Origin of the sequence: Streptomyces sp. NBC_00306, assembly GCF_036169555.1 — a bacterium.
GTDB classification, from domain to species: Bacteria; Actinomycetota; Actinomycetes; order Streptomycetales; family Streptomycetaceae; genus Streptomyces; species Streptomyces achmelvichensis.
Genome location: NZ_CP108032.1, coordinates 2,896,971 through 2,913,801, shown reverse-complemented (window position 1 = coordinate 2,913,801; position 16,831 = coordinate 2,896,971). Strand labels below are relative to the sequence as shown.

Sequence of the window (16,831 nt, the reverse complement as noted above, 5' to 3'; positions counted from 1 at the left end):
GCAATGGGCAGTAGTACGCACCGGCGCACGGCGAGCGGCAAGACCAAGGCGATCGGCGCGCTCGTCGCCGCCGCGGTGGCCGGCGGCGCCGCGTTCGCCCTGACGGGGACGGCCCAGGCCGCCGCCGTCGGCGCCGCGTACACCAAGACGAGCTCCTGGACGGGCGGTTACACCGGTCAGTACGTCGTCACCAACGCCACCGAGAAGGCCCAGTCGGGCTGGACGCTCGAATTCGACCTCCCGGCCGGGACCACGATCAGCTCCCTGTGGAACGGGGAGCACACGGTCGAGGGGCAGCACGTCACCGTGAAGCCCACGAGCTGGAACAAGGAGCTCGCGCCCGGCGCGTCGGTGACCGTCGGCTTCGTCACCTCCGCGAGCGGTACATCCACGGCCGCCGACCCCACGTCCTGTCTCATCAACGACGCCACGTGTTCCCTCGACACCGGCGCCACCCCGCAGCCCACCGGCCGGCCCACCGAGCAGCCGAAGCCCACCCCCACGGCCACGCCCACCAAGCCGGCGACCCCCACCACGACGGCCACGCCCACCCCGACGCCGAGTGAGACCCCGGGCAACGGCACCAAGGCGGCCGCGGGCTACGCCCCGTACATCGACACCTCGCTCTTCCCGTCGTACGACATGCTCGACACGGTCACCAAGACGGGCGTCAAGGAGTTCAACCTCGCCTTCATCACCTCCGGCGGCAGCTGCGCCCCGCTGTGGGGCGGCGTCACCGGGCTCGGCGACAACGCTGTCGCCAACCAGATAGGCGCCCTGCGCGCCAAGGGCGGCGACGTCCGCGTCTCCTTCGGCGGCGCCGCGGGCTCCGAACTGGGCCTGAACTGCTCCTCGGCCGACGAGCTCGCGAAGGCGTACGGCAAGGTCATCGACACCTACGAGCTGACCAAGGTCGACTTCGACATCGAAGGCGCCGCGCTGCCGGACACAGCGGCCAACACCCGCCGCTCGCAGGCGATCGCGCAGCTCCAGAAGGCCCACCCCGGTCTGGATGTCTCCTTCACGCTGCCGGTGATGCCCACCGGGCTGACCCAGCCGGGCGTGGACCTGGTCGCCGACGCCAAGAAGAACGGGGTGAAGGTCTCCGCGGTCAACATCATGGCGATGGACTACGGGCCGGCCTTCAGCGACGACATGGGTGACTACGCGATCCAGGCGGCCACCGCCACCCAGGCGCAGATCAAGGGTGTCCTCGGGCTCTCCGACGCCGCTGCCTGGAAGGCCGTCGCCGTCACCCCGATGATCGGCGTCAACGACGTCGTGACCGAGATCTTCACGGTCGAGGACGCGACGCAGCTGGTGGAGTTCGCCACGTCCAAGGACATGGGCTGGCTGTCGATGTGGTCCTCGACCCGTGACAAGCAGTGCCCCGGCGGCGAGAAGCCGGCCGCCGACGCGACCTGCAGCTCGATCCTCCAGCAGCCGCTGGCCTTCACCAAGGCGTTCGCCGCCTACCAGTAGCCGCTCCGCCCCCACCCGCGTCCCGGCCGGACTTCCCCCCACCCGGCCGGGACGCGCTTTTCCCCAGGGGCCGGAGGGTCAGTCCCGGCGGCCGAGAACGGCGACGGCCCGGTCGAACGCGGAGTCGCGTCCCTTCGCGAACTCCTCGTCGGTGAAGACCGGTTCGGTCAGATGCGGCGGGATGCCGGCGCCGTCGAAGGTCTGCCCGGTGCGGGTCAGGAACTCCTCGTTGGGCAGCAGGACGGTCATACCGTTCGGGAGCGTGCGCGGCAGTGCGTCGGAGAACACGCCCTGGGTGTGCTGCCCGATCCGGACCGTCGTGCCCGGGCGGCCCATCAGCGCCTGGGTGAACGTCTCGCCGGCGCTGATCGTCGACCCACCGGTCAGTACCGCGACCGGGCCCGTGTAGCGGGGCGCGTCTGCCGGCCGGACGTACAGCGGCTGGGGACGGGTGAACCGCGCCGGGTCGGCGGGGTCGTTGCGGGCCCGCTTGGCGTAGGCGTAGTAGGGCCGGTCGGTCAGCCTCCCGGCGAGCTGGAGCCCGAGGGCGTCGGAGCCGCCGCCGTTGATCCGCAGATCGATGACCAGCCCGCGCAGCCGTGCCGTGTGCGCGGGAGTGAGAACGGCATCGAGCGTCTCGTCCAGAGCGGCGCTGTTGGCGGCGAAGTCGTTCGTCCCGCTGTAGCCGCCGAAGCCCGAGATCCGCAAGTACCCGCGATTTCCGGGAAGTTCCGCGTAGCCGATCCTGCCGCCGGCGAACATACGCAGCTTCGCGCCCCCGAGATCGTGCTCCTCGACATGCGAGATGACCTTGGCGTCCAGATCCTCGTCGGGCATGACCGTGCCCGGACGGACACTGCCCCAGCGGGTGTCACCCTCGGCCAGACCGACATGGGCGTCATGCAGCGGGGTGAGCATCTCGCGGAAGAGGGCGAAGAGTTCGGAGTCCGTCGTCCCCGCGTGGACCCGGGGACGGTAGCGCTCGCGTACGGCGTCCCAGTCGATCCCCTTGGCGGCGAAGAAGGGGTAGTTCTCCTCGAAGCTCTGCCACAGGACGTCGAAGGTGGCGACGGGTCCGGTCGGTGGCGCCGTCCGGCAGGCGGCGGTCAGAGCATCGATGCGCCGCAACCCGCGGTCGCCGGGCGAGCCGTCGATGTGCATCCATGCCCGCCCCGGCCGCTCCTGGGGCCGCACGGTGAACACATCGCCGCCCGGGGTCAGATACCGGGTGGTGCCGTGCCCACTGCCGGTCCGCGCCGCCGAGGTGCCCTTGATGCAGCTGACGGAGGTGACCTGGTACTCCTGGAGCCGGCCGCCGTCCAGGGAGAGGACGGCGCCGTACCCGTCGACCTGCCAGATCCCGCTCGGTGTCCCGCCCGGCGATGCCTCGGCCTGTGTGAGGGGCAGGGCCGTGCCCGCGGTGACAGCCAGCAACGCGGCTGCCACCACGGTCCCGCGCCGTGCTCCCGAACCGATTCCGAACCGCATGTCGTGCCTTCCCCGTGGGCCGTTGATCTCTTCGGCCCATCCTCGGCCGGACAGCCCGGCCGGGGACATGGCGCCCACAGGTCACTCGGGGGTGGGGACAACCCCCGGACGGTCAGGCCGGGGACGCACCCGGCAGCGCACCCGTCCGTGCCACCTCCGCGTACCAGCGCGCGCTCGACTTGGGCGTACGGACCTGGGTCTCGTAGTCCACGTACACCGCCCCGAAGCGCTTGCTGTACCCGTAGGACCACTCGAAGTTGTCCAGCAGGGACCAGAGGAAGTAGCCGCGCACATCGGCTCCGTCGGCGATCGCCCGGTGGACCGCCGCGAGATGGCCGTGCAGATAGGCGATGCGCTCCGGGTCGTGGACCGTGCCGTCGGCGGCCGGCTTGTCGTCGCAGGCGGCCCCGTTCTCGGTGATCATCAGCGGCACGCCCGACGCCTTGTGCGTATAGGTCATCAGCAGGTCGTACAGTCCCGTCGGGTCGATCGACCAGCCCATCTCGGTGCGTTCGCCGGGTGGTTGGTGGAAGGTGACCGCGTCGGCGCCCGGCCAGGGGGAGTGCTCGCTCGCTCCGTGGCCGTCGTTGCGCTCGGCGGTGCCACCGTCGGCGGCCGACACCAGCGCCGGCGCGTAGTAGTTCAGCCCCAGCCAGTCCAGCGGCTGCCGGATCGCCGTCGTGTCGCCGTCGTGGACGAAGGACCAGTCGGTGAGCCGTGCCGTGTCCGTGAAGAGGTCCTCCGGATAGGAGCCCCGGAGCAGCGGATCGGCGAACACCCGGTTCGCCAGCGCGTCGATACGGCGCGCCGCGTCCAGGTCCCCGGGGCTCTGGCTCAGCGGCCGGACGACGCTCGGATTGAGGCTGATGGAGAGCTGCGCGTCGGCGGGCAGGGAGGCGCGCAGCGCCTGGACGGCGAGGCCGTGGCCCAGATTGAGATGGTGCGCGGCCCGCAGGGCTGCCACCGGGTCGGTGCGGCCGGGGGCGTGCACACCGGAGCCGTAGCCCAGAAAGGCGCTGCACCAGGGCTCGTTGAGGGTGGTCCACAGGTCCACCCGGTCGCCGAGCGCGCCGGCCACGATCCCGGCGTACTCGGCGAACCGGTACGCCGTCTCCCGGTCGGGCCAGCCGCCCGCCGACTCCAGCTCCTGGGGAAGGTCCCAGTGGTAGAGCGTGAGCACCGGCCGGATGCCGTGGTCGAGCAGATCGTCGACCAGGCCCCGGTAGAAGTCGAGGCCCTGCTGGACGGCGGGGCCGCGGCCGGTGGGCTGCACACGCGGCCAGGACACCGAGAAGCGGTAGGCGCCCACCCCCAGGTCCGCCATCAGCCGCACGTCCGCGGCGCGGCGGTGGAAGTGGTCGGTGGCGATGTCGCCGGTGTCCCCGTTCTCGGTCCGGCCCGGGGTGTGACTGAAGGTGTCCCAGATCGACGCCGTACGGCCGCCCTCACGTACGGCGCCCTCGATCTGGTACGCGGCGGTCGCGGTGCCCCACAGGAATCCGGGCGGAAAGCTGACGGACATGGATGAGCTCCCAACATGGATGTAGGAACGAGAGGACGGCAGAGGGGAGCGACGGGGCCCGGCCCCGGCTTCAGCCCTTGACGGCGCCCTGCATGATGCCGCCGACGATGTGCTTGCCGAACACGACGAAGGCGATGAGCAGCGGCAGCGTGCCCAGCAGCGCGCCCGCCATGATCACCGACTGGTCGGGGATGTAGCCGCGGCCGAGCCCGGTCAGCGCGACCTGCACGGTCGGACTGCCGTTCTGGGTCAGCGCGATGATCGGCCAGAAGAAGTCGTTCCAGGCCATCACGAAGGTCAGCATCCCCAGCACCGCCATGGCCGGCCGCGCCGCGGGGAAGACGATGTGCCACACCACGCGCCAGCTGTTCGCGCCGTCCACCCGGGCCGCCTCGATCAGCTCGGTGGGCAGCGCCCCGACGAGGTACTGGCGCATGAAGAACACCCCGAAGGCGCTCACCAGCGTGGGCAGGATGACGGACTGCAGCTGGTCGGTCCAGGACAGTTCGGCGATGAGCATGTACAGCGGTACGACGCTGAGCTGCGGCGGCACCATCATCGTGCCGATCACCAGCAGCAGCAGGAGGTTCTTGAACCGGAACCGCAGCTTGGCGAAGGCGAAGCCGGCGAGGGTGGAGAAGAGGACCGTCCCCGCGGCGATCGAGCCCGCGACGATGGTGGTGTTGAGCAGGGCCGCACCCATGTTGGCGTCGGTCCAGGCGATCTCCAGGTTCTTGAAGAGATTGCCGCCGAACCAGAAGGGCGGGGGAGTCTGCGCGAGACGGGAGTTGTTCCTGGAGGCCGCCACCGCCGTCCACACCAGCGGGAACAGCGAGCCGATGGTGAAGAGGATCAGGACGGCATGGGTGATCCGGCCGCCGTGGAACTGGCGTCCGGCACGCTTGGCGCTCAGCGGATTCGTCATGGCCGTCCCCCTACGCACTCTTGCTCAGACGCCGGGCGAGCAGCCAGTTCACCGCGCCGATCACCAACAGGATCAGGAACATCGCCCAGGCGATCGCCGAGGCACGGCCCAGATGCAGATTCACCCAGCCCTGCTCGTACAGATACAGGCCGAGGGTCTGGAACTGGTGGTCGGCGCCGCCGGTGGCGCCCGCACCGCCGTTGAACAGCAGCGGCTCGCCGAACAGCTGTGTCGCGCCGATCGTCGAGACCACACAGGTGAACAGGATCGTCGGCCGCAGCGAGGGGACCGTGACATGCAGGAACTGCTGCCAGCGCGAGGCCCCGTCCAGTGCCGCCGACTCGTACAGGTCGTTCGGGATGGCCTGCATCGCGGCCAGATAGATCAGCGCGTTGTACCCGGTCCAGCGCCAGATCACGATGGTGGACACGGCGAGCTGCGAGGTCCACCGGCCGTTCTGCCAGTCGATGTGGTCGAAACCCACCATGCCCAGCGCCCAGTTGATCATTCCGTAGTCGCGCCCGAAGAGCAGCACGAAGACGAGGGTGGCCGCGGCGACCGAGGTCGCGTACGGCGTCAGCGCCGCCACCCGGAAGAACATCGAGCCGCGCAGCCGGTAGTTGAGCAGATGCGCGATGCCGAGCGCGATCAGCAGCTGCGGCACCGTGGAGATCAGCCCGATCGTGACGGTGTTCTGGAGCGCGTTCCAGAAGAACTCGTCCTCCAGCAGCCGCGAGAAGTTCCGCAGCCCCACCCATTCCATGTCGGTGGGCGCCGTCAGCTCCACCCGGTGCAGCGAGGCCCAGCCGGTGTAGAGGAGCGGGAAGAGCCCGAAGGCCAGGAAGAACAGGAAGAACGGCGCGACGAAGGCGTACGGGCTCCACCGCACGTCCTGCCGGTAGCGGCGGCTGCGTCTGGCCCGCCGTCGCTCGTCGTGCCCCGCCTTTTCGGGCGGGCGCAGAGCCGCGCCCTCCTCCCCCAGGGAGGGCGCGGCGGCCGGTGCGTCACTTGCCATACCGGTCACTGGTCCAGCGCGTTGTCGATCGCCTTGACGGCCGCGTCCCATCCCGCTTGCGAGGAACGGCCCTTCTGGTCGACCTGGAGCATTCCGATGTCGGCCAGGTTCTGCGCGATGATCAGGTCCTTCGGCCCCAGGATCTGGACCGGCACACCCTCGGCGGCCTTGGAGAAGATCTGCCCGATGGGCGCGTTGCCGAAGTAGGCGTGCTTGGCGCCCGCGACCTCCGGCAGGGAGTACGCCGCCTGGGCGCTCGGGAAGCTGCCGCGCTTGGCGAACAGCTTCGCCTGCTGGGCCGGTGCGGTCAGCCAGGCCGCGAGCTTGGCGGCCTCCTCGGTGTTCTTGCCGGCCGAGGGGACGGTGAGGAAGGAGCCGCCCCAGTTGCTGGGCTTGGGCGCCGCTGCCACGTCCCACTTGTCCTTGCCCGCGGCTCCCGCCTTGTCCTGGATGTAGCCGAGCATCCAGGCCGGGCAGGACACGGTCGCGAAGGTGCCGTTGGCGTAGCCCTGGTCCCAGGCGGGGGTGAACTGCTGGAGTTTGCCGGTCAGTCCCGCGGAGGCGAACTCCGCCGCGATGTCCCAGGCCTCCTTCACGGCCGGGTTCGTCTTGTAGACGATCTTGCCGTCCTTGTCGTAGAAGCGGTTCTCGTTGCTGCCGGTGATCGCCGCCATCACCCCGGAGGCGGAGTCGACGAAGGACGTGCCCTTGGGTGCCTTGGCCTTGAACTGCTTGCCCGCGGCGAGGTACTTGTTCCAGTCCCCCGCCCACAGCTTGCCGACCGCCTCACGGTCGCTGGGCAGTCCGGCCTTGGCGAAGAGGTCCTTGCGGTAGCAGATGCCCTGCGGGCCTATGTCGGTACCGAGGGCGATCGTCTTGCCGTCCTTGGTCGCCTGCTCCCACTTCCAGGGCAGGAAGGCGTCCTTCTGCACGCCCGCCGCCTTGCCCAGGTCGACCAGCTTGCCGGACTGCGTCGCGGTGATCTCGGCGATGTTGTTGACCTCGACCGCCTGGATGTCGGCCAGTCCGCTGCCGCTGCCGAGGTGGGTGAGGAGCTGCGGGTAGTAGTTCTCGTTCCGCTCGATCGATGTCTGCTTGATCACGATGTTCTTGTTGAGCTTCATGTACTCGTCGTAGAGCCCGGCCTCCTTGAGACCGAAGGCCCCGAAGACCCCGACCGTCAGAGTCGTCCTGCCCTTGCCCCCGCCGCCGTCGTCGGACGAGCTGCCGGCGGGATCGTCGCTGTCCTCGGCACAGCCGGCCAACAGACCGGCCCCGAGCGCGGCGACGACCGCGAGGATGACTGCCCTGCGCATTGCGTCCTCCTTGTGCCCTGACGCGCCGACCCGCCGGTCAACCAGCCTGCGAAGCAGTCCCGTTGATGCCGAGCGGCCCGGGCGGGGAAGGTGCGGGTTGTGTATGAGTCCGGTACGGTGGGAGCGCTCCCATGCGTGATGTGTTGAAGGGTCGCGGCTCCCTGAGGGGGTGTCAAGACACCCGACCCGTTATGTTTTCGGACCAGGCAGCCCTGGGGAGGCGGACATGGTGTCTCGGATGATCCGTACGCGGAACGGCGGGCGGGGCACCGGCCGGCCCACGCTCGAAGAGGTCGCGGCTCGCGCCGGAGTGGGACGGGGCACGGTCTCCCGGGTGATCAACGGTTCACCCCGGGTCAGCGAGACCACCCGGGCCGCCGTCGAGGCCGCCGTCGCCGAATTGGGCTATGTGCCCAACCGTGCGGCCCGCGCCCTGGCCGCCAATCGCACCGACTCCATCGCCCTGGTCGTCCCGGAGCCCGAGGCCCGCTTCTTCGCCGAGCCGTACTTCTCCGACATGGTGCGCGGGGTGGGGGCGGCGCTCGCCGAGACCGAGATGCAGCTCCTGCTGACGCTCGCCGCCGGTGACCGCGAGCGCCGCCGGCTCGCGCAGTATCTGGCCGCCCACCGGGTCGACGGCGTCCTGCTCGTCTCCGTGCACGCCGACGACCCGATCCCCGACATGCTGGAGCAGCTCTCCATGCCGGCCGTGATCAGCGGCCGCCGGTCGGCCGACGAGACGCTGGTCGCGGTGGACTCCGACAACTTCGGGGGCGCCCGCACCGCCGTGACCCATCTGGCCGGCCGTGGCCGCCGCCGGATCGCGACGATCACCGGGCGACTGGACGTGTACGGAGCCCAGTGCCGCCAGGCGGGCTACCGCGCGGCGCTGGAGGCGGCCGGTCTGGCACCGGACCCGGCGCTGACGGCGCCGGCCGACTTCACCGAGGAGGGCGGCCGCCGCGCCATGGCGGAGCTGCTGCGGCGCTGCCCCGACCTGGACGCGGTCTTCGCGGCCTCCGACGTGATGGCGGCGGGTGCCCGTCAGGTGCTGCGGGAAGCCGGCCGCCGGGTTCCGGACGACGTGGCGCTGGTGGGCTTCGACGACTCGGCCGTGGCCCGCCACATGGACCCGCCGCTGACCAGCGTGCGCCAGCCGATCGAGGAGATGGGCCGCACGATGGCGGAGCTGCTGCTCCAGGAGATCACCGGCCGGACGGGCCGCTGTCCGCAGGTCGTGCTCCCCACGGAGCTGATCGTGCGCGACTCGTCGTAGGCGCGGTCCGGGCGCCGCCGGGGCCCGGCGGCGGACGCCGGAAACGATCAAGGCCCCGGTCCGAGGACCGGGGCCTTGATCGAGAAGGGTGAGTAACGGGACTCGAACCCGCGACATCCTGGACCACAACCAGGTGCTCTACCATCTGAGCTATACCCACCACGACCGGTCTTTCCGACCGGCCGAGAAAAAGTGTACAGGGTCCGGCAGGGTGCTCGCGCCCGGGTTGTTGCGCCGTGTGAGGGCGCTCACCCGGGGCTCGCCATCCCTTCTACTCCGCAGGCAGGACGTACTTCGCGGCGATCGTCTTCGCCGTGTCGGAGTCCGGTCCGGGCTGCGGCACGAAGACCGCCTCCCGGTAGTAGCGCAGCTCCGCGATGGATTCGCGGATGTCGGCCAGTGCCCGGTGGTTGCCGTTCTTCTCCGGACTGTTGAAGTACGCCCTCGGGTACCAGCGGCGCGCCAGCTCCTTGACCGAGGACACATCGACGATCCGGTAGTGCAGGTACTGCTCCACCGTCGGCATGTCGCGCAGCAGGAAGCCGCGGTCCGTGCCGACCGAGTTGCCGCACAGAGGGGCCTTGCCGGGCTCCTTCACATGCCCCCGGACGTACGCCAGGACCTGCTCCTCGGCGTCTGCGAGCGTGGTGCCGCCCGCGAGCTCGTCGAGGAGACCCGAGGCGGTGTGCATCTGGCGCACCACCTCGGGCATCGTCTCCAGCGCAGCGTCCGGCGGGCGGATCACGATGTCCACCCCGTCGCCGAGCACGTTCAGTTCCGAGTCGGTGACCAGTGCGGCCACCTCGATGAGTGCGTCGTCCGTCAACGAGAGCCCGGTCATCTCGCAGTCGATCCACACCATGCGATCGTTCATGCGTCCTACCTTATGGCGCGCTCCGCTGGCCGGGCAGGCTCGGGCGGCCGTGGCCACCCGCGTACGCCTCCGACGGCGGCTTGCCCAGTTCCGGCGGCGCGGGCGAGGTGGCGCTGGGACCGGAGTGCCCCGTCGCCGCTGCCGCACGCCTGGCCTGGGCAGGAACGACCGACTCCACCATCGACGGCGGTGGCGAGGGCTCGCTCTGCGGCCGGCGCACCCGGTAGGCGGCCCGGTACGCGGCCGGGGACGAACCCAGCTGCCGCCGGAAGTGGCCGCGCAGTGCGACGGGGGAGCGGAAGCCGCAGCGGCCCGCCACCTCGTCGACCGAGTAGTCGGACGTCTCCAGCAGCCGCTGCGCCTGGAGCACCCGCTGGGTGATCAGCCACTGCAGCGGCGCACTGCCGGTCAGGGAACGGAATCGCCGGTCGAACGTGCGCCTGCTCATGTACGCCCGGGCCGCCAGTGTCTCCACGTCGAACTGCTCATGGAGATGCTCCAGCGCCCACGAGACGACCTCGGCCAGCGGGTCCGACCCGATTTCCTCAGGTAAAGACCTGTCCAGATAGCGTTCCTGCCCGCCGCTGCGCCGTGGTGGCACCACCAGCCGGCGGGCCAGTGCTCCGGCCGCCTCGGTGCCGTGGTCGGTGCGCACGATGTGGAGGCAGAGATCGATTCCGGCCGCCGTGCCCGCGGAGGTGAGCACATCGCCGTCGTCGACGAAGAGCTCGCGCGGATCCACATGGACGGACGGATACCGTTTCGCCAGCGTGGGCGCGTACATCCAGTGCGTGGTCGCCGGACGGCCGTCGAGCAGACCGGCCGCGGCCAGGACGAACGCACCGGTGCACAGTCCGACGATGCGGGCTCCCTCCTCATGCGCGCGGCGCAGCGCGTCGAGCGCTTCCGGCGGTGGCGGTGAAGTGATCGACCGCCAGGCCGGTACGACGACGGTTCCTGCTCTGCCGATGGCTTCCAAGCCGTACGGCGCGGTCAGTTCGAGCCCGCCGGTGGTCCGCAGCGGGCCTTCCTCGCCTGCGCAGACGAGCAGTCGATAGCGAGGAACTCCGGCGTCCTGACGGTCAATTCCGAACACCGAGAGCGGGATGGAACTCTCAAAGATGGGGCCGCCGCTGAACAGCAGTACCGCGACGACCTCCCGGCGCCGGCGCCCGGAGAGCTTTCGTGCTGCCTCCGGCGCGGCGGAGTCCTGACTCATGACGCTAAGCCCCCCTCGGTGTTCGCGTCTCCCCGTTCTTTTCGGGCCTTTCGCTCCTGCACGTTTCCCCTCGGTTTTGCACGAGTCCCGAGCCTTCGATACTCATGATCGAATCTACTGTGTCCCGTGGCGCCGACGTGACAAGTTCGGCATGCCCCGCTATGTCGACATGGCAACTTGGCGCGAAGCATTCGATCACGAAGCGTTCCACTCGACGGCCGCCCAGGGAAGTGCGCCTCACGCGCATGGCCCGTCCCCGTAGGGTGCAAGCGCCGCGTATGGTCCTTTCTTGCCTGGTGGCAAGGGGGTTGGCAGGCCATTTCCCCAAGGAGGGGCCACTGACGTGAAGTTGGCTGAAATCATACGGGTGTGAGCGTGCGAACGGGTCAGTCTTCGGTCGCACAACCTCCGCCGTGACGAGCGCCCCGGTGCGCCCCCGCGGCCGGCCGCCCGCGCCGCGAGGGGGCCGGCGCCGGGCTCTCGGCGCGCGCCCGGGCCGCGTTGCGCTCGGAGTGCCGCAGAAGGATCCGGCAGGCCGCGGTGACGGCGGCGAGGCCGAGGGCGGCCGCGGCGGCCCCGCCGACGGACGTTCCGTAGACGACGAGGACGACGGGGACGAGAAAGCAGCTGAACGCGGCCCAGCGGACCACGTCGCTCGCCGACTCGGACGAGCGGTGCGGAGCGCGGGCGGACGGAGTGGACGGGCGTGCGGGCACGGAAGCTCCCTCGAGGCTGCGGGGTGACCGCGGTGCCAACGAGGAACGAACCATTCCGGTCACTGCGGCACCCGGTGCCCGGCGGCCGTCCGAGCGGCGGGTCCCGCCCCGGACCCGGTACTCGGACCCCGGGCCCGGTCCTCGGACCCCGGACCCGGTCCTCGGACTCCGGACCCGGTCCCCGGACCCCGGTGGCGGGCGCGGTTTCGGCACCCGGCCGCGCAGGCCCGCCCAGACGGCTGTAGACGCCAAGCGGCATTGCCATACGGGGCGGCCTCGGGCATGCTCCCTGGAACGCCCGATTGGGGCGGCAGGGCCTGGGCAGGAGAGGAGTGTCGCCGTACCCTTGGGGGTATGGGCCAGGGAAGATGATTCCCGGACACAGCTCCGTCGCCATGTCGTTCCCTCCCGATGAGGACCTTCTTCGCCGAGACACCGATGGCCGGTCACGAAATCCCCGAACCCGCGGACCGCAAGCAGGTAGCCGACCCCTCGTCGGATCTGCAAGCGGCGGAACAGTCACGCCATGCCTGCGATCCGGCCTTCCGGCACGGAGTCGTCGTCGGCTTCGACGGATCGACCTCCAGTGAGCGCGCGCTCGCCTATGCGATCGGCATGGCCAGACGCTCAGGATCCGGGCTGATCATCGTCCATGTGGCGAACCGGCTGCCGACCACCGTCTGGGCCGGCTGCGAGCCCCCGGTCTTCGTGGACGTCCCCGATCACCGCACCGAGGTCCTCGGCCTGGAGCTGGCTTGCGCCGACTATCTCACCGAGGTCCCGTGGATCCTCGTCGAGCGCGGCGGCGACATCTGTCATGAACTGGAGGAGGTCGGCCGGGAGTACTCGGCCGACGCCATCGTCGTCGGTTCCACCCACGGGATCGTCGGCCGCATCTTCGGTTCGGTGGCCGGACGGCTCGCGCGGCGTGCGCAGCGCCCCGTCATCGTCATCCCGTAACGCCGGTCCCGCGCCTTCCTCTTGACCCTGACGCCAGGTCAATTCGCCCTGCCTGTACGGAAACTACCCGTGCGTAGAGGTGGATTGTGCGCTTGTGAAGGGTATCTCTCGATCGCTGGGTAGCAGCACAACTGCACATGGACACGAAGGGAGCCCGCCGTGGACAACGTCGTTCCCGCGGGAAGCACCGCCACCTCCTCGACCTCGACCTCGACTCTCGGTCATCTCGCCCTCGGACTGACCCTGTTGGCCTTCGGCGTCGGCCACACCGGCGTGATCGACAACGTGACGGCGGCCGACGCCTCGGCCGTCGCGACCTGGGTGGGCGGCGTCGCCCTCTTCATCGCCGGACTGCTTGAATTCCGCGCGGGCAGCGCCGGTACCGGCACGGCGTTCGCCGGTCTCGGCGCCTTCTGGTTCACCTGGGGCACCGGCGTCGGCACCGAGGTGTCGGCGGAGGCAGCGGGTCTGTTCCTGCTGCTGTGGGCGCTGCTGGCGCTGACCCTCACCGTCGCGTCCGCAGGCAGCGGACTCTTCGTCCAGGGTGTCTACGGACTGCTCACGGTCACGCTGCTGCTGCTCGGCATCGCGTCGTTCGCCGAGAACGGAGGGCTCGCCAAGGCGGGCGGCTGGGTCGGCGCGGTGGCGGGCCTCGCGGCCTGGTACGGCGCGACGGCAGCGCTCGCCAAGTGGCCGGCCTTCTCGGGACGCGCTGCCGGCCGGGGAGTGACGGCCACCGGCTGAGGCCGCGCAGGCCGGCGTCAGGGCAGCGCCGGCTGACGAAAGAGCGGTCCCCCCGCGCAGTGACTGCGCGGGGGGACCGCCTGTGTCGGGGACCGGACGGAGCCGGTCCCGACCGCCCGACTACTCGACCGTGACGGACTTCGCCAGGTTGCGCGGCTTGTCGATGTCCCGGCCCATGGCAAGCGCCGTGTGGTACGCGAAGAGCTGGAGCGGGATGCCCATCAGGATCGGGTCCAGCTCGTTCTCGTTCTTCGGCACGATGATCGTGTGGTCGGCCTTCTCCTGCTCGCGGTGGGCCACGGCGAGGATCCTGCCGCTGCGGGCCTTGATCTCCTCCAGGGCCGCGCGGTTCTTCTCCAGCAGCTCGTCGTCGGGGACGATCGCGACCGTCGGCAGCGCGGGCTCGATGAGCGCCAGCGGGCCGTGCTTGAGCTCGGAGGCCGGGTAGGCCTCGGCGTGGATGTAGGAGATCTCCTTGAGCTTCAGCGAGGCCTCGAGCGCCACCGGGTAGCCGCGCACCCGGCCGATGAACATCATCGACTGGGCGCCCGCGTACTCCTCGGCGAGCTTCTTGATCTCCGCCTCGCCCTCCAGGATCTCGCTGATCTGCTCGGGCAGCCTGCGCAGGCCCTCGATGATCCGCTTGCCCTCGGAGACGGACAGGTCACGGATGCGGCCCAGGTGCAGGGCGAGCAGCCCGAAGGCGACCACGGTGTTGGTGAAGCACTTGGTGGAGACGACGCAGACCTCGGGGCCCGCGTGCACGTACACGCCGCCGTCCGCCTCGCGGGCGATCGCGGAGCCCACCACGTTGACCACGCCGAGGACGCGGGCGCCCTTGCGCTTGAGCTCCTGCACGGCCGCCAGCACGTCGTACGTCTCACCGGACTGGGAGACGGCGATGTAGAGGGTGTCGGGGTCCACGACCGGGTTGCGGTAGCGGAACTCGGAGGCCGGCTCGGCGTCCGCGGGAATCCGGGCCAGGCCCTCGATCAGCGAGGCGCCGATCATGCCGGCGTGGTACGAGGTGCCGCAGCCGAGGATCTTCACCCGGCGGATGCCGCGGGCCTCGCGGGCGTCCAGGTTCAGGCCGCCGAGGTGCACGGTGGAGAACTTCTCGTCGATGCGGCCGCGCAGGACACGGTCCACCGCGTCGGACTGCTCCGAGATCTCCTTGTGCATGTACGTGTCGTGGCCGCCCATGTCGTACGAGGCGGCCTCCCACTCGACGGTCTCGGGGGTGGCGGTGGTGCGCGTGCCCGAGGTCGTGTAGGTGCGGAAGTCGTCGGCCTTGAGCGTGGCCATCTCGCCGTCGTCGAGGGTGACGATCTGGCGGGTGTGGGAGATCAGCGCGGCGACGTCCGAGGCGACGAACATCTCCTTCTCGCCGATGCCGAGGACGACCGGGGAGCCGTTGCGAGCCACCACGATGCGGTCGTTGAAGTCGGCGTGCATGACGGCGATGCCGTACGTGCCCTCGACGACCTTGAGCGCCTCGCGGACCTTCTCCTCCAGCGTCTCGGCCTGGGAGCGGGCGATCAGGTGGGTGAGCACCTCGGTGTCGGTCTCGGAGGCGAAGACGACGCCGTCCGCCTCCAGCTTCGCGCGCAGCTCGGCGGCGTTGTCGACGATGCCGTTGTGGACGACCGCGACCTTGTTCTCGGGGTCCAGATGCGGGTGCGAGTTGATGTCGCTGGGGGCGCCGTGGGTCGCCCAGCGGGTGTGGGCGATGCCGGTGGTGCCGGCGAAGCGCTTGGGGACGCGGGCCTCCAGGTCGCGGACCCGGCCCTTGGCCTTGACCATCTTCAGACCGGTCGCCTTGGGGCTCGTGATCACGATGCCCGCGGAGTCGTAACCCCGGTACTCCAGCCGCTGCAGGCCTTCCAGCAGCAGCGGTGCCACATCACGCTTGCCGATGTATCCGACAATTCCGCACATAGACTTCTTGCCCCTCCATAGATCCGTGTGCCCGGCGGTCAGCCATAGACGATGCGGCGCAGCTGGCGGAGCGAGAGCTCCGGCGGCGCCACGGCGCGGTGCGGCAGCTCGGCCGCGATCCGCTCGAAGATCTCCGTGTTCGCCATGCCACCCGACTGCAGCTCACGGTGGCGGCGGCGGACGAACTCCTCCGTCTTCTCGTCGAAGTACGCCAGCACGTCGAGGATCACCCGGGCCGCCTCACCGCGCTGGAGCGCGGTGCTGCGCACCAGGTGGTCGATGAGGTCGTCGTGGGACAGACGGCCGGGCTGGCGAGGTTCGAGCACCCGTAGATATTGGGGGGTCGCTCCCCGTTATTGCAAGAATCCTGCCCGATTCCGGGCAGAGGCCCGTTATAGACGCTTCAGAACGGCCTGTTTGGCGGTCGTGAACTCGTCATCCGTCAGTATTCCGGCCTGATGCAGATCGGCCAGCTCGCGCAGTCGCCTCAGCAGCGCGTCATGATCGTCGCCGCCGGGAGCGGGGACGGCCCCCACGAGCGCCGGAAGGGCGGGGGCGGGGGCATAGGGGTGCGGCAGACGGGCCACCACGGCCGCGGCCACCAGGGCCATCAGCGGATCCTTGCGGAAGCCCCACAGCTCGACGGCGTGCGGGTCGTACTTCGGCGGTGCCTTGGTCGGCGCCTTCGCCACGGAGAAGCGCAGGTAGCCGTTCTCCAGTCCGGCGGACGGCAGCCACTCCACCGACTCGATGTCGTCCAGCGGGATGGTCCGGGCGCCGCCGGAGGACTTCGACTCCTCCGTCTTCCAGTTCCACGCGAGGCGGACCGCCTCGCCGTCGAAGGTGGCGGTGCCGTCGCCCGCTCCGACGGTGATCGGCAGCGCGGGGCCGGTCAGCAGATAGCGCTGCACCGGTCCGTTGGCGACCTGGTCCAGGAGCAGGGCGTTCCGCACCTCGTCCACGAAGTACTCGGCGACGCCGCCGCGGTCGCCCTCCACGGTCAGCCGGTAGGGGTCGGAGCCGTCGTCCAGCTTGCCGCCGGTGATCTGGAGCAGCGGGTCCGCCCCGTCCCGCAGCCTCAGCCGCAGCCGGCCGGACTTCTTGCCCGGTTCGAAGGAGATCCCGGCGAGCGCCTCCAGCGGTACGGCGATCTCCCCGAGGGTCTTGCGCAGCAGGCTCACGCTCTTGTCGGAGCCGGGCACGATCCGCACCGTGTCCCCGTCGAAGGTCCAGGTGCCGTCCTTCTGGATGATTTCCGCCATGCTCATATGCGGATTGTTCCATCCGGCCGGGGCGGTGCGGGGTGGAGTCACCGCCTTGACGGGTAGTAAGTGGTCTACACCTCGGTGCAGTTGA

15 protein-coding genes and 1 tRNA gene are annotated in these 16,831 nt (G+C 70.2%); 4 read left to right on the top strand and 12 right to left on the bottom strand.

Translation table 11 applies throughout. The features are described 5' to 3' along the window. Window positions 1-3 precede the first annotated feature (3 nt). Window positions 4-1,482: a glycoside hydrolase family 18 protein gene (locus tag OHA05_RS12800; RefSeq protein ID WP_313946184.1), complete on the top strand. Its 1,479-nt coding sequence runs from the start codon at window positions 4-6 to the stop codon at window positions 1,480-1,482. A 78-nt stretch (window positions 1,483-1,560) separates the two neighbouring features. Here the strand turns inward: OHA05_RS12800 and OHA05_RS12795 are convergent, their stop codons facing one another. From OHA05_RS12795 to OHA05_RS12775, 5 genes are all read right to left on the bottom strand, one after another. Continuing rightward, on the bottom strand, window positions 1,561-2,970 hold the full coding sequence (locus OHA05_RS12795; protein ID WP_313946185.1) for a S41 family peptidase: 1,410 nt from the start codon (window positions 2,968-2,970) through the stop codon (window positions 1,561-1,563). Between the two features lie 112 nt (window positions 2,971-3,082). Continuing rightward, window positions 3,083-4,492: a GH1 family beta-glucosidase gene (locus tag OHA05_RS12790; protein ID WP_313946186.1), complete on the bottom strand. Its 1,410-nt coding sequence runs from the start codon at window positions 4,490-4,492 to the stop codon at window positions 3,083-3,085. Window positions 4,493-4,562: 70 nt separating this feature from the next. Then, window positions 4,563-5,417 carry a carbohydrate ABC transporter permease gene (locus OHA05_RS12785; protein WP_313946187.1) on the bottom strand — a complete coding sequence of 285 codons (855 nt, stop codon included), beginning with the start codon at window positions 5,415-5,417 and terminating at the stop codon, window positions 4,563-4,565. A gap of 10 nt (window positions 5,418-5,427) precedes the next feature. Continuing rightward, window positions 5,428-6,432: a carbohydrate ABC transporter permease gene (locus tag OHA05_RS12780; protein ID WP_313946188.1), complete on the bottom strand. Its 1,005-nt coding sequence runs from the start codon at window positions 6,430-6,432 to the stop codon at window positions 5,428-5,430. A gap of 5 nt (window positions 6,433-6,437) precedes the next feature. Further along, a complete protein-coding gene (locus OHA05_RS12775; RefSeq protein WP_313946189.1) occupies window positions 6,438-7,748 on the bottom strand; it encodes an ABC transporter substrate-binding protein in 1,311 nt (436 codons plus the stop codon). Window positions 7,749-7,986: 238 nt separating this feature from the next. Here OHA05_RS12775 and OHA05_RS12770 point away from each other — a divergent pair, with 238 nt between their 5' ends. Beyond that, window positions 7,987-9,024: a LacI family DNA-binding transcriptional regulator gene (locus OHA05_RS12770; RefSeq protein WP_313946190.1), complete on the top strand. Its 1,038-nt coding sequence runs from the start codon at window positions 7,987-7,989 to the stop codon at window positions 9,022-9,024. An 87-nt stretch (window positions 9,025-9,111) separates the two neighbouring features. On the opposite strand, the gene OHA05_RS12765 is transcribed toward OHA05_RS12770, so the two are convergent. The 4 genes from OHA05_RS12765 to OHA05_RS12750 all read right to left on the bottom strand — a co-directional run bounded on the left by OHA05_RS12765 (window position 9,112) and on the right by OHA05_RS12750 (window position 11,887). After that, window positions 9,112-9,184, bottom strand: a tRNA-His gene (locus OHA05_RS12765). Between the two features lie 111 nt (window positions 9,185-9,295). Continuing rightward, window positions 9,296-9,898, bottom strand: coding sequence for an oligoribonuclease (gene orn / locus OHA05_RS12760; protein WP_313946191.1), 603 nt, complete (start codon window positions 9,896-9,898; stop codon window positions 9,296-9,298). 10 nt (window positions 9,899-9,908) lie between these two features. Beyond that, a complete protein-coding gene (locus OHA05_RS12755) occupies window positions 9,909-11,117 on the bottom strand; it encodes a GlxA family transcriptional regulator (protein WP_313946192.1) in 1,209 nt (402 codons plus the stop codon). Between the two features lie 386 nt (window positions 11,118-11,503). Continuing rightward, window positions 11,504-11,887 (bottom strand): hypothetical protein, encoded by a 384-nt coding sequence (locus OHA05_RS12750; RefSeq protein WP_413777849.1) that lies wholly within the window; start codon window positions 11,885-11,887, stop codon window positions 11,504-11,506. 384 nt (window positions 11,888-12,271) lie between these two features. On the opposite strand from OHA05_RS12750, the gene OHA05_RS12745 reads away from it, so the two are divergent. Together OHA05_RS12745 and OHA05_RS12740 are read left to right on the top strand one after the other, a co-directional pair. After that, on the top strand, window positions 12,272-12,793 hold the full coding sequence (locus OHA05_RS12745; protein WP_313949001.1) for a universal stress protein: 522 nt from the start codon (window positions 12,272-12,274) through the stop codon (window positions 12,791-12,793). A 159-nt stretch (window positions 12,794-12,952) separates the two neighbouring features. Beyond that, a complete protein-coding gene (locus OHA05_RS12740; protein WP_313946194.1) occupies window positions 12,953-13,537 on the top strand; it encodes an acetate uptake transporter in 585 nt (194 codons plus the stop codon). Window positions 13,538-13,657: 120 nt separating this feature from the next. Here the strand turns inward: OHA05_RS12740 and glmS are convergent, their stop codons facing one another. The 3 genes from glmS to OHA05_RS12725 all read right to left on the bottom strand — a co-directional run bounded on the left by glmS (window position 13,658) and on the right by OHA05_RS12725 (window position 16,737). Next, the gene (gene glmS / locus OHA05_RS12735) at window positions 13,658-15,475 is read right to left on the bottom strand and encodes a glutamine--fructose-6-phosphate transaminase (isomerizing) (RefSeq protein WP_327683994.1); all 1,818 of its coding nucleotides are present in this window, start codon (window positions 15,473-15,475) and stop codon (window positions 13,658-13,660) included. Window positions 15,476-15,513: 38 nt separating this feature from the next. After that, a complete protein-coding gene (locus OHA05_RS12730) occupies window positions 15,514-15,801 on the bottom strand; it encodes a hypothetical protein (RefSeq protein ID WP_313946196.1) in 288 nt (95 codons plus the stop codon). Window positions 15,802-15,867: 66 nt separating this feature from the next. Further along, window positions 15,868-16,737, bottom strand: coding sequence for a DUF4429 domain-containing protein (locus OHA05_RS12725; RefSeq protein ID WP_328863374.1), 870 nt, complete (start codon window positions 16,735-16,737; stop codon window positions 15,868-15,870). Between the last annotated feature and the right edge of the window lie 94 nt (window positions 16,738-16,831).

Coding starts and splice junctions, on each gene's coding strand:
- OHA05_RS12800 (WP_313946184.1), top strand. CDS start 4: ATGGGCAGTAGTACGCACCGGCGCACGGCGAGCGGCAAGACCAAGGCG.
- OHA05_RS12795 (WP_313946185.1), bottom strand. CDS start 2,970: ATGCGGTTCGGAATCGGTTCGGGAGCACGGCGCGGGACCGTGGTGGCA.
- OHA05_RS12755 (WP_313946192.1), bottom strand. CDS start 11,117: ATGAGTCAGGACTCCGCCGCGCCGGAGGCAGCACGAAAGCTCTCCGGG.
- OHA05_RS12785 (WP_313946187.1), bottom strand. CDS start 5,417: ATGACGAATCCGCTGAGCGCCAAGCGTGCCGGACGCCAGTTCCACGGC.
- OHA05_RS12725 (WP_328863374.1), bottom strand. CDS start 16,737: ATGGCGGAAATCATCCAGAAGGACGGCACCTGGACCTTCGACGGGGAC.
- OHA05_RS12790 (WP_313946186.1), bottom strand. CDS start 4,492: ATGTCCGTCAGCTTTCCGCCCGGATTCCTGTGGGGCACCGCGACCGCC.
- OHA05_RS12780 (WP_313946188.1), bottom strand. CDS start 6,432: ATGGCAAGTGACGCACCGGCCGCCGCGCCCTCCCTGGGGGAGGAGGGC.
- OHA05_RS12745 (WP_313949001.1), top strand. CDS start 12,272: ATGGCCGGTCACGAAATCCCCGAACCCGCGGACCGCAAGCAGGTAGCC.
- orn (WP_313946191.1), bottom strand. CDS start 9,898: ATGAACGATCGCATGGTGTGGATCGACTGCGAGATGACCGGGCTCTCG.
- glmS (WP_327683994.1), bottom strand. CDS start 15,475: ATGTGCGGAATTGTCGGATACATCGGCAAGCGTGATGTGGCACCGCTG.
- OHA05_RS12750 (WP_413777849.1), bottom strand. CDS start 11,887: ATGGTTCGTTCCTCGTTGGCACCGCGGTCACCCCGCAGCCTCGAGGGA.
- OHA05_RS12775 (WP_313946189.1), bottom strand. CDS start 7,748: ATGCGCAGGGCAGTCATCCTCGCGGTCGTCGCCGCGCTCGGGGCCGGT.
- OHA05_RS12770 (WP_313946190.1), top strand. CDS start 7,987: ATGATCCGTACGCGGAACGGCGGGCGGGGCACCGGCCGGCCCACGCTC.